The 12,816-nt window shown below is 26.0% G+C and carries 11 protein-coding genes; all 11 read left to right on the forward strand.

Going from position 1 to position 12,816, the window contains the following annotated elements; translation table 11 throughout:
- The 11 genes from AC4FQW_RS01065 to AC4FQW_RS01115 all read left to right on the forward strand — a co-directional run bounded on the left by AC4FQW_RS01065 (position 1) and on the right by AC4FQW_RS01115 (position 12,716).
- Positions 1-1,401 carry an FAD-binding oxidoreductase gene (locus tag AC4FQW_RS01065; RefSeq protein ID WP_303127640.1) on the forward strand — a complete coding sequence of 467 codons (1,401 nt, stop codon included), beginning with the start codon at positions 1-3 and terminating at the stop codon, positions 1,399-1,401.
- A gap of 206 nt (positions 1,402-1,607) precedes the next feature.
- The gene (locus AC4FQW_RS01070; RefSeq protein ID WP_303127637.1) at positions 1,608-2,444 is read left to right on the forward strand and encodes a Cof-type HAD-IIB family hydrolase; all 837 of its coding nucleotides are present in this window, start codon (positions 1,608-1,610) and stop codon (positions 2,442-2,444) included.
- 192 nt (positions 2,445-2,636) lie between these two features.
- On the forward strand, positions 2,637-3,251 hold the full coding sequence (locus tag AC4FQW_RS01075) for a manganese efflux pump MntP (RefSeq protein WP_303127635.1): 615 nt from the start codon (positions 2,637-2,639) through the stop codon (positions 3,249-3,251).
- 60 nt (positions 3,252-3,311) lie between these two features.
- Positions 3,312-3,692 (forward strand): lactoylglutathione lyase, encoded by a 381-nt coding sequence (gene gloA, locus AC4FQW_RS01080; RefSeq protein WP_303127633.1) that lies wholly within the window; start codon positions 3,312-3,314, stop codon positions 3,690-3,692.
- 197 nt (positions 3,693-3,889) lie between these two features.
- A complete protein-coding gene (locus AC4FQW_RS01085; protein WP_491146822.1) occupies positions 3,890-5,104 on the forward strand; it encodes a BaiN/RdsA family NAD(P)/FAD-dependent oxidoreductase in 1,215 nt (404 codons plus the stop codon).
- A gap of 18 nt (positions 5,105-5,122) precedes the next feature.
- The gene (locus AC4FQW_RS01090) at positions 5,123-5,803 is read left to right on the forward strand and encodes a pseudouridine synthase (protein WP_303127628.1); all 681 of its coding nucleotides are present in this window, start codon (positions 5,123-5,125) and stop codon (positions 5,801-5,803) included.
- 272 nt (positions 5,804-6,075) lie between these two features.
- Entirely contained in the window at positions 6,076-6,927 is an 852-nt protein-coding gene (locus tag AC4FQW_RS01095) for an HAD family hydrolase (RefSeq protein WP_491146823.1), read from the forward strand.
- Positions 6,928-7,167: 240 nt separating this feature from the next.
- Positions 7,168-8,190: a PfkB family carbohydrate kinase gene (locus AC4FQW_RS01100; protein WP_491146824.1), complete on the forward strand. Its 1,023-nt coding sequence runs from the start codon at positions 7,168-7,170 to the stop codon at positions 8,188-8,190.
- Positions 8,191-8,211: 21 nt separating this feature from the next.
- Entirely contained in the window at positions 8,212-9,966 is a 1,755-nt protein-coding gene (locus tag AC4FQW_RS01105) for a glycoside hydrolase family 3 protein (protein ID WP_491146825.1), read from the forward strand.
- A gap of 44 nt (positions 9,967-10,010) precedes the next feature.
- A complete protein-coding gene (gene uidA, locus AC4FQW_RS01110; protein WP_491146826.1) occupies positions 10,011-11,810 on the forward strand; it encodes a beta-glucuronidase in 1,800 nt (599 codons plus the stop codon).
- Between the two features lie 210 nt (positions 11,811-12,020).
- Positions 12,021-12,716, forward strand: coding sequence for a GntR family transcriptional regulator (locus AC4FQW_RS01115; RefSeq protein WP_303127616.1), 696 nt, complete (start codon positions 12,021-12,023; stop codon positions 12,714-12,716).
- The last annotated feature ends 100 nt before the right edge of the window (positions 12,717-12,816 follow it).

Genomic DNA, 12,816 nt, shown 5'->3' on the forward strand with positions numbered 1-12,816 from the left:
ATGAGTTACGGAAAAGTTACAGAAAATACTATAAAAGATATTGAAAATATAATTAATGACAGTGATAGAGTATTTTATGGGGAAAATATAAGTGAAGATTATAGTCACGATGAATTAGGCTCTATAAAAGAATTTCCTGATATAGTAGTTAAAGCTTTAACTACAGAAGAAGTATCAGAAATAATGAAATATGCTTATGAACATAACATTCCAGTAACTGCAAGAGGATCAGGAACAGGACTTGTTGGAGCAGCAGTTGCTATTCATAAAGGAATAGTTTTAGATTTAAGTGGTATGAATAAAATATTAGAACTTGATGAAGAAAATTTAACATTAACTGTAGAGCCTGGTGTGTTATTAATGGAAATTGCAAAGTTTGTAGAGGAACATGATTTATTTTATCCACCAGATCCAGGAGAAAAAACAGCAACTATCGGAGGAAATATTAGTACAAATGCAGGTGGTATGAGAGCTGTTAAATATGGAGTAACTAGAGATTACGTAAGAGGTTTAGAGGTTGTATTACCTAATGGACATGTAATGAATTTAGGTGGTAAAGTTGTTAAAAATAGTTCAGGATATAGTATTAAAGATTTAATTGTAGGTGCTGAAGGTACTTTAGCAATAATTACAAAAGCTACACTTAAATTATTACCATTACCTAAAAAGGCAATTAGTTTACTTGTTCCTTTTGAAAACTTAGAAACTGCAATAGAAACAGTTCCTAAGATAATTAAATCAAAATCAATTCCAACAGCTGTAGAATTTATGCAAAAAGAAGCAATAGTTGCAGCAGAAGAATATTTAGGAAAGAAATTCCCAGATCATACTTCAGATGCATATTTACTTTTAACTTTTGATGGAAATTCAAGAGAAGAAATAGAAAAAGATTATGAAAAGGTTGCGGATATATGTCTTAAAGAAGGTGCTATAGATGCATTTATATCAGATACTGAAGAAAGACAAGAATCAATTTGGTCTGCAAGAGGAGCTTTCTTAGAAGCTATAAAAGCTTCAACTACTGAAATGGATGAAGTTGATGTAGTTGTACCAAGAAATAAAGTTGCTGAATTTGTTAAGTATACTAATAAGTTAGAAAAAGAATATGATATTAGAATTAAGAGTTTTGGACATGCTGGTGATGGAAACCTTCATATTTATATATTAAGAGATAAGTTAAATGAAAATACTTGGGGTGAAAAACTTCAAAAAGTTATGCAATGTATGTATGATAAATCAAAAGAATTAAAAGGACAAGTATCTGGAGAACACGGAATCGGATTTGCTAAGAAAGAATATTTAAATGAATCATTAAGTGATGAATTAGTTGGCATTATGAAGGGTATTAAATTAACTTTTGACCCTAAAAATATTTTAAATCCAGGTAAGGTATGTGAATAATAAAATTTAAAAATAAAGATGTTAATTATTAATTTGGGATATTTTTTAAATGGTATAAGATTTTAAGAAAAAAGGCTTTTCCTTAATTGGAAAAGCCTTTTTAATTTATAAAATTAAATTTTTAAATAAAAATTAATTCTATTTTAATTTTTATAAAGGTGATATAATTTGAAGATAATTTGAGTTAAAAAGGAGTATTTTTAAGAATGTATAAATTAGTTTGTATAGATATGGATGGAACATTATTAAATAAAAATCATTTTGTTAGTGAAGAAAATAAAAAAGCTTTAAAAAGGGCTACTGAATTAGGAGTAAATATTGCTATATCAACAGGTAGAATATTTGCATCAGCTAAAATATATGCAAATGTAACAGGAATTAAAGCTCCACTTATATGTTCTAATGGAGCTTATGTTAGAGAAAAAGATAATGATGAAATATTATTTAAATCGGTATTAAATGAAGAAGTTTTAAATAGTATTTATAATATAATAAAAAAACATAATTTGTTAGCTTATTTCGACACTCCTTATGGAATAATAAGTGATACTAAAATACCAGAAAATGATAGTCATAGAATTATGAATGAGTTGGTAAAGAATGAAGACAAGATTAAGTTTTATGAGTTTTCTGATTTTAAAGAAGCTTTTAATCTTTATAAAAATGATATATTAAAAGCAATAATTATAGAGACTAAGAATAGTAGTAAAATAGATGAAATTAAAGGGGATGTGGAAAGTTTAAAAGAAGATATTGATATTGTACATTCATGGAATGGAGCTATAGAAGTAATGGCAAAGGGAACTTCAAAAGGTGAAGCTGTAAAGCTTATTGCAAAAAGACTTAATATAAAAAAAGAAGAGATTATGTGTATAGGTGATAGTGAAAATGATTTATCAATGCTTAAGGAGGCGGGATTTGCAGTTGTTATGGGTAATGCGGAAGATAGCGTGAAGAAATATGCAGATTATGTAACTGATACAAATGAGAATAACGGAGTTTCAAAAGTCATAGAAAAGTTTATACTAGATAAAAAATATTGATTTTATTAAGTGTATTTGATATCATATTTAAGTATTTAATTTGTGTGTTAAGAGAATATTTAAACAAATTAGGATGAGTTATTAGGTAAATAGGTTTTCTATTACTTAATATTAAATAACGAGACTTGCGTATAGCTTTTGCTGTTCATAAGTCTCATTTTTTTGTAATTTATATAAGAGGAGAGTTTTGTAATGAGTATTTTTTCTATTATTTTTACAGGTATAGGATTGGCTATGGATGCATTTGCTGTATCTTTAGCAAAAGGAATGACAATAAGGAAAAATTTAAAGAAAAAAGCTATACAAATAGGATTATATTTTGGAATTTTTCAAGGTATTATGCCCTTTTTAGGATGGATTGGTGGAAGATATTTCACTGAATATATGGGGAGATTTGGTACACTTATAGCTTTTATACTTCTATTATTTATAGGAGGAAAAATGATTTATGAGTTTATAAAAGGCTTAAGAGATAGAGAATTAAAAAATGTTGAAGAAGAATTAGCTTATGAAATAAATACTAATTATAAAGAGCAAATAAAAAATGTAAGTAATGATGAGCTATCAACTAAAAGTATAATATTACTTGCAATTGCTACGAGTATTGACGCATTAGCAGTTGGAGTTAGTTTTGCGTTTTTAAAAGTTAATATATTAGTTGCTATATCAATAATAGCTTTAGTTACATTTATAATATGCTTATTTGGTGTTATACTTGGCAAAAAACTTGGAGGTATATTTAGTAAATATGCTGAATTATTAGGCGGAATAATATTAATTATTATAGGATTTAAAATTTTAATGTAATGTGTAATAATAGTATTGTATAAATTTTGGTATAAATAATTTAAAAAAGAGGAGAGTAATATGGGAGTTAAAATGTTACACACATGTATAAGAGTAATGGATTTAGAAAAGTCTTTAAAGTTTTACAAGGAAGCTTTAGGGCTTATAGAAACTAGAAGAAAAGATTTTAAAGAGCATAAGTTTACTTTAGTATATTTATCAAATGAAAAAGATGGATATGAAATAGAGTTAACTTACAATTATAATCCTGAAAAGCCTTATGAACTTGGAAATGGATTTAGTCACATAGCAATTGGTACTAAAGATTTAGAAGGTATGAGAGACAAACATATAAAATTAGGATATGAAGTTACAGATTTAAAGGGATTACCAGGAGAAGCACCTAAGTATTTTTTTGTAAAAGATCCAGATGGATATATGATTGAAGTAATAAGATGCTAATAATAAAAAAGATACAGTAATTTACTGTATCTTTTTTATTATTAAAAACTTTGAAAATATTATAATATAAAATATTAAAATTTTATATCATAGTAAAATACTCTTTATTGTTTATTTAGATAATAATTATATAGTATAATATTATATATTTTACTAAAAATAAATGGAATTTGATTTATAGATTGGAGATTAATTTTATGAAAAATGTAATAGTTGTTGGTGCTGGACCATCGGGTATAATGGCAGCTTTAAGTTCAGCAAAGTCAGGAAATAAAGTAACTTTACTTGAAAGAAATAATGAAATAGGTAAAAAGTTAAAACTTACAGGTGGTGGTAGATGCAATATAACAAATAATAGAGATATAGAAGAATTTTTTGATAAAATTGTTACAAATAAAAAGTTTTTATATAGTGCTTTTTATACTTTTTCTAATTTAGATATTTTAGAATATTTTAAAAAACATAATTTAGAATATAAAATTGAATATGATAATGATAATAAAGTTTATACAAAAAATGATAAAGCAGAAGATGTTATAAATGTATTTAAAGAAGATTTGAAAAAGAATAGTGTTAATTTAATATATAATTCTAAGGTTATAGATCTTATAATTGAAGATAGTGAAGTTAAAGGAGTTATACTTGAAGACAATAGAAAGATTTATGGGGATAAAGTTATAGTTACTACAGGTGGAAAAAGTTATCCAGTAACGGGTTCTGATGGAAGTATGTTTGATATTTTAAAGAAGTATGGACATGATATAAAACCATTTTATCCGGCATTAATACCATTGGTAATAAAAGAGGGATTTGTAAAAAATCTACAAGGAATTTCTTTAAAAGATGTAGTTTTAAAAACTAAGATAAAAAAGAAAAAAATAGAAATAGAAGGAGATATGATATTTACTCATTTTGGTATATCAGGTCCTGGTGTTTTAAAGTTATCATCTTACATAAATAAAATATTAGAAAATGAAGAAGTTTTAATAACATTAGATTTTCTTAAGGGCAAAACAAAAGAAGAATTATCTAAAATAATTAGAGAAAATAATAATAAAACAATATTTAATAATTTAAAGGGTTTATTACCTCAAAAATTTATTAAAGAAATATTAGAAAATTTAAGTTTAACAGATATTAAAGCTTCAGAGCTTAAAAAAGAAGATGAAAATAAATTAATAAATAGTTTAAAAGAAATGAATCTTACGGTAATAGAAACATTAACTATAAAAGCTGCTATGGTAACTAGTGGAGGAGTTAGTGTAAAGGAGATAAATTCATCTACATTAGAATCAAAAATAATAAAAAATTTATTTTTTGCTGGAGAAGTTATTGATATAGATGCTGAAACTGGAGGTTATAATTTACAAATAGCATATTCAACAGGGTATTTAGCTGGTCTAGATTGTTAAATTGAAAGGATATAATAAATGAGAATAAATAAACTTTTTAGTAACTATGGTATATGTTCAAGAAAAGAAACTAATAAGCTGATTGAAGAAAAAAGAGTTTTAGTAAATGGCAAATTAGCTGAAAAGGGTCAGTGGGTTGAAGAAACTGATTTTATATGCTTAGATGGTAAAAAAATCGAGAAAAAAGAAAAGATATATATAGCATTAAATAAGCCAGTTGGAATAACATGCACAGCTTCTTTAGATGTTTCAAATAATATAATAAATTTTGTAAATTATGAAGATTATATATTTGCAGTTGGTAGATTAGATAAAGAATCTCAAGGGTTAATAATACTAACTAATGACGGAGAGTTTTCAAATAAGATTTTAGAATCTGATAATAATCATGAAAAAGAATATATAGTTACTGTAGATAAAGAAATAGATAATGAGTTTATTATGAAAATGGAAAGTGGTGTAGAGATATTAAACACTATAACAAGACCTTGTAAAATTAAAAAAATAAATAGTAATTCTTTTAATATTATATTAACTCAAGGTCTTAATAGACAAATTAGAAGAATGTGTTTAGCTTTTGGATATAAAGTTTTAAAATTAGAACGTATAAGAATAATGAATATAACTATAGATGGAATAGGGTATGGTAAATACAGAAGTTTAACGAAAGAAGAAGTTAAAGAAATTATAAATTATTAATATTAAGTAATATAATGGTTAAAGTATATAAAACAGTTAAATAAAGTAATTATTTAAAAGGCATAAGTTTAAAACTTATGCCTTTTAAATTACATATTTTTATAAAAAGATTAAAATTGGAGATTAATTAATAAATAAAATACATATTTTTTGAAAAGGTATTCAAAAAATAGTTGAAATGTTTATATTAATATGCTAGTATACAAGTATATTAGTTATATATTTTAATTCAAAAGACATAATTATTAAAAAATATAAAAGTAGGTGAAGGTGTGGGAAATGTTTTAGAAGGGTTTGTTAAAAATAAAGATTTTCTTATTTGTATAGATTCTGATGGATGTGCAATAGATACAATGGATATTAAACATATTAAATGTTTTGGACCATGTATGATAACAGAATGGAATCTTCAAGAGTGGGAAATTCCAATATTAAATAGATGGAATGAGGTTAATCTTTATACAATAACTAGAGGAATAAATAGATTTAAAGGTTTGGCTTTAGCACTTACTGAAGTTAATGAAAAATATAAAAATATAGACGGTATTGATGATTTTGTAAAATGGACTAATGAAACAAAAGAGCTTTCTAATGAAGCTTTAGAAGCTGAAATAAGAGAAAATTATAATATTTGTTTAAAGAAAGCTTTAGATTGGTCTAAAAATGTTAATGAAGCAATTAATTTATTAAGTGATGATGAAAAAATTCCATTTAAAGGAGTTGCTGAAGGAATCAAGGAAGCTAAAAAATTTGCTGATATAGCAATAGTATCTTCTGCAAATGAACAAGCTGTCTTAGATGAATGGAAAAAACATAATCTTTTAGAAAATGTTGATATAGTATTAACTCAAAATATTGGGTCTAAAGCTTATTGCATAAGTAAGCTTATTGAAAAGGGCTATAGAAGAGATAATATTCTAATGGTTGGAGATGCATTAGGTGATTATGATGCAGCTAAATTAAATGAAGTATTATATTACCCAATATTAGTTAAAAAAGAAAAAGAGTCATGGAAAAGGTTTCATGATGAAGTAATAGATAAATTTATTAAAAATACATATAAGGGTAAATATGAAGAAACTGTTATTTTAGAATTTGAAAGAAATTTATCAAAGGATAAATAAAAATTATAGACAAAATAAAAAAATATTATTTTTAAAATATTTATGTTAAATGTTTATAAATGTATTTAAGAATAATTTAAAGTATATTTTATAAAGAAAAATTTGGATAATTATTTATAAAACTATAAATAGCAAGTTAAAAAGTAATATATAAAATTTTGTTAAAACAATTAAAGAGATAATATATTTTGTGAAATAAGGAATACAAAACTTTAATAAAGTTTGGTGGGAGGAAATATGATGAAGTTATCTTTAAAGGATAAAAAAGTTTTAGGTTTTGGTGAAATAATGCTAAGACTTACACCTCCAAATAATCAAAAGATAATCCAAGCAAATTCTTTTGATGCAGTTTATTCAGGAGGAGAAGCTAATGTAATAGCTAGTCTTGCTATGTTTGGACACAATACTAAGTTTGTAACAAAGCTTCCTAATAATTATTTAGGACAAAAGGTTATAAATAAATTTAGAGGATATAATGTTGACATTCAAGATATTATTTTAGGTGAAGGTAGATTAGGTATATATTATTCAGAAATAGGACATGGATTAAGGAGTACAGAAGTTATATATGATAGAAAGTATTCAGCAATATCTATGGCTTCTAAGGATGAGTTTAATATAAATAAAATGTTAGAAAATGTAGGAATTGTTCATTTATCTGGTATAACTCCAGCTTTAAGTAATGAATTATATGAATTTTTAATTGATTTTATTAAAGCTTGTAAGGAAAAGGGTATACTAGTATCCTATGATTCTAACTATAGAAATAAATTATGGTCTATTGAAGAAGCGGGAAATTTTTTAAAAGAGATATTACCATATATTGATTTTGCTTTTTTAGGTCATCTAGATATGATTAATATATTAAAATTTGAAGATAAAAATTTAGAATTTGAAGAAAATTTAGAAGAGCTTTATAAAGAATTATTTAAAAAATATCCAAATTTAAAATATACTGCATGTACTAGAAGAAAAGTAAATTCAATAAATAATAATACATTAAAAGGATATTTATTTAATGGGAAGAAGCTTTTTAAGTCTAATGAATATACCTTTGATATTTTAGATAGAGTTGGTGGAGGTGATGCATTTACAGCAGGTGTTTTACATGGGATTTTAAAAGAGATGAAAGAGGAAAGAATTATTGAATTTGGAATATGTTCTAGTTCATTAAAACATTCAATATTAGGCGATATAAATCTTGTTGATGAGTATACAGTAGAATCATTAATGGATAGTGGGATATGTAATATAAAAAGATAAATTAAAGAAGGGGAATAACATATGAGAGAAGTAGATTTAAAAGGAAAACCATTTTATTTATCAGATGAAGATATAAAGTGGGTAGAAGATACTATAAGTAATATGACAATAGAAGAGAAAATAGGTCAATTATTTGTAATAATGGATAAAACTCTAGATGGAGGCAAATCAGCTGTAGAAACAATAAAGAAATATCAACCTGGTGCTGCAAGATATATGGGGGGAAAAGCTTCTGATGTATATGAGCAAATAAAGAAATATAAAGAAGCATCTAAATTACCTTTATTAGTAGCTTGTAATTGCGAATCAGGTGGAGATGGGGCAGCTCAAGGAGGGACTTATATAGCAACTCAAGCAGCCGCTGGAGCTGTTAAAGACAATCAAGTAGCTTATAATGTAGGATATGTTTCAGGTAGAGAATCTGCAGCAGTAGGATGTAACTGGGCGTTTGGGCCAGTATCAGATATATTTTTAAATTGGAGAAATACAATAATAAATACTAGATCTTATGGAAATGATCCAGATATGGTATTAGAATATTCAAGAGCGTATATAAAAGGACTTGAAGAAAGTAAAATGATAGCTTGTACTAAGCATTTTCCAGGAGATGGAGTAGAAGAAAGAGATCAGCATTTACTTATGGGAGTAAATGATCAAAGTTGTGAGGAATGGGATAATAGTTTTGGAAAGGTTTATAAAGGATTAATAGAAGATGGTCTTAAAAGTATAATGATAGGACATATAGCTTTACCTTCATATTCAAGAAAGTTTATTCCAGAAATTACTGATGCTGAAATAAAACCAGCAACACTATCACCAGAAATATTACAAAATTTATTAAGAGATCAATTAGGATTTAATGGGCTAATAGTAACTGATGCATCTCATATGCTAGGTTTAACAAGTGCTATGCCAAGAAAAGAGCAAGTTCCAAGAGCTATTGCTGCAGGGTGTGATATGTTTTTATTCTTCCATCATCCAGAAGAAGATTTTGAATATATGATGAATGGATATAAAGAAGGAATAATTACAGAGGAAAGACTTGAAAATGCTTTAAAGAGAATTTTAGGATTAAAAGCATCAATAGGATTACACAAAGAAAAAGAAAGAGGAGAAATGATGCCTCCTAAGGAAGATTTAAATTTATTAGGTTGTGAAGAACATAAAAATTTAGCTGTTGATGCAGCAAAAAGAAGTGTAACTTTAGTTAAAGATACAGAGAATAATCTTCCTTTAAAACCAGAAACTCATAAAAGATTAAAAGTTTATTATATAACTAATCCTCAACCACTTGATATGATTATGGGAAATAATTCTACAAGAGAAGCTATAAAAGAAGAACTTGAAGAAGCTGGATTTAATGTTGATATGCATGAATCTTATCATGATTTATCAGCTAAGAATGGTCATAATATCAAAGATATAATGAATTCAATGTTTAGCGAAAGTGTAAAAGAAATGAAAAGTAATTATGATGCAGTTATTATGTTTGTAAATATGAAAGGATATTGTCAAGAAAATGTTGTTAGAGTTCAGTGGTCAATAGGACATGGTAATGAAATACCTTGGTATGTTAGGGAACTTCCAACAATATGTGTATCATTAAATCAAACTACTAATTTGTTTGATTTACCTATGATGAAAACATTTATAAATGCATATGGTTCAACAAGAACTGTATTAAAAGAAACTATAAAGAAAATAAAAGGTGAAGAAGAATTTGAAGGAGAATATAATGATACTGTATTCTGCGGAAGATGGGAAACTAGATTATAATAAATAAATTATATAAATAAAGAAAATTTGGGAGGTTTTTTATTATGTTATATCCAATAATGACAGAATCAAGAAGTGTTATAGACTTAAATGGTATATGGAATTTTAAATTAGATAAGGGAAATGGATTTACTGAAAAATGGTATGAATCAAACTTAAAAGATACAATAAAAATGGCAGTACCATCATCATATAATGATTTAGTTGAAGCTGAAGAAGTAAGAGATCACGTTGGTTGGGTTTGGTACGAAAGAAGCTTTACTCTTAATAAAAGCTTATTAGATGAAAGAATAGTATTAAGATTTGGTTCAGCAACACATGAAGCAAAAGTATATTTAAATGGTAAATTTTTAGTTGAACACAAAGGTGGTTTTACTCCTTTTGAAGCTGAAATAAATGAACTATTAGTTTCTGGTGAAAATAGATTAACTGTTGCTGTAAACAATATAATTGATGAAACTACACTACCAGTTGGAATGTTAAAAGAAACTGAAGTTAACGGTAAAAAGGTTATGAAAAATCTTGTTAATTTTGACTTTTTCAATTACGCAGGAATTCATAGACCAGTTAAAATTTATACAACACCAAAAACTTATGTTGATGATTTAACTATTGTAACTAAATTTGAAGATACAAATGGTTATGTAGACTATGATGTTAATTTTATTGGAGAAGCAGATATTAACGTATCAATAATTGATGAAGATAATAATATAGTAGCAACTTCTAAAGGGAAAAATGGACAAGTTGTTATAAAAGACGTTAAATTATGGGAACCAATGAATGCTTATTTATATAAATTAAAAGTTGATTTAGTTAAGGATAATATTTTAATTGACACATATTCAGAAGAGTTTGGAGTAAGAACAGTAGAAGTTAAAGAGGGTAAGTTTTTAATAAATAATAAGCCTTTCTATTTTAAAGGATTTGGTAAACATGAAGATTCACATGTTAATGGAAGAGGATTTAATGAAGCTATTAATGTAAAAGACTTTAATTTAATGAAGTGGATTGGTGCAAATTCATTTAGAACTTCACATTATCCATATTCAGAAGAAATAATGAGACTTGCAGATAGAGAAGGAATAGTTGTAATAGATGAAACTCCAGCAGTTGGATTACATTTAAACTTTATGGCTACAGGATTATTTGGTGAAAGTGTTAAAAGAGATACATGGAAAGAAATAGGAACTAAAGAAGCACATGAACAAATATTAAAAGAACTAGTTAAAAGAGATAAAAATCATCCATCTGTAGTAATGTGGTCTGTAGCAAATGAGCCAGATTCAGATTCAGAAGGTGCAAAGGAATATTTTGAACCATTAATTAAATTAACAAAGGAACTAGATCCACAAAAGAGACCTGTTACAGTGGTAACATATTTAATGTCTACTCCAGATAGATGTAAAGTTGGAGATATTGTAGATGTATTATGTCTTAATAGATACTATGGATGGTATGTTGCAGGTGGAGATTTAGAAGAAGCTAAGAGAATGCTTCAAGAAGAACTAAATGGTTGGGAAAAAAGATGCCCAAATAAACCTATTATGTTCACTGAATATGGAGCTGATACTGTTGCTGGGATGCATGATACACTTCCAGTTATGTTTACTGAAGAATATCAAGTAGAATACTATAAGGCAAACCATGAAGTAGTAGATAAATGCAAAAACTTTGTTGGGGAACAAGTATGGAATTTTGCTGACTTTGCTACAAGTCAGGGGATTATAAGAGTTCAAGGAAATAAAAAAGGTATATTTACAAGGGAAAGAAGACCTAAAATGATAGCCCATTCATTACGTGAGAGATGGATAAATATTCCAGAGTTTGGATATAAAAAATAATTTTAAATAATATAAAAAGGACTTTTAATAAAAAAAGTCCTTTTTATAATTTATATAATTAAAAATTTGCCTTAAAATATATAAAATTTTCAAATATTCTGAACGTATGAATATTATGTATATCTAAGTTTTTATGGTATAATAGCTATCATACTAGTATACTGGAGATAGTATTGAATAATTTAGATACTATAATAGGGGGTATTATAATTGATTATTTATAAAAAGTTAGATAAAGAGACGGGGAAGGAGTATGTATATAGAGTATTAAAAGATAATATAATGTGTTTAGAATTAAAGCCAGAAGAATTAATAAGTGAATCAGATTTAGCAAAAAAATTAAATGTTTCAAGAACGCCTATAAGAGAAGTTTTAATAAAATTAAAAGGAGAAAAATTAATTGAAGTTAAGCCTCAAGCTGGAACATATGTATCATTAATAGACTGGAAAATAATAGAGGAAGCAGTTTTTATGAGATATAATTTGGAAAAAGAAGTATTAATGGAAGCTTGTGATAATTTTTCAGAAGATGTTCTAATAGAATTAGAGAAATGTTTATTTGCTCAAAAGATAACTAAAAATAGGGCTGATAATTTACTTGAATTTCATAATTTGGATAATGAATTTCATAGATTACTTTTTAAAGGAGTATCAAAAAATAATATATGGGAATCTATAAGTAATATAAGCACCCATTATAATAGAATGAGATTATTAGCAGAAATGAAAGTTGATAAAGGGTTTTTAATTGATCAGCATATGATGTATTTAGATATTATAAAAAATAAAAATAAGGACGTAATTGAGGAATTTGTATTTAATCATATAAAGTCTCCAATTAAGGAGTGGGAAAAGTTAATAGAAGAAAATAGTGATGTAGCATGTTATATAAAAAATAAAAAATAAATTATTTAGCACTTAAAATTATTGATTAAAAAATAATTTTAAGTGCTTTTATTTTATATAAATAAAAATGTATTTTAAATAGCTTAGATTACAATGTTAA

The sequence above is a fragment of the Clostridium sp. TJA085 genome, from assembly GCF_058310235.1.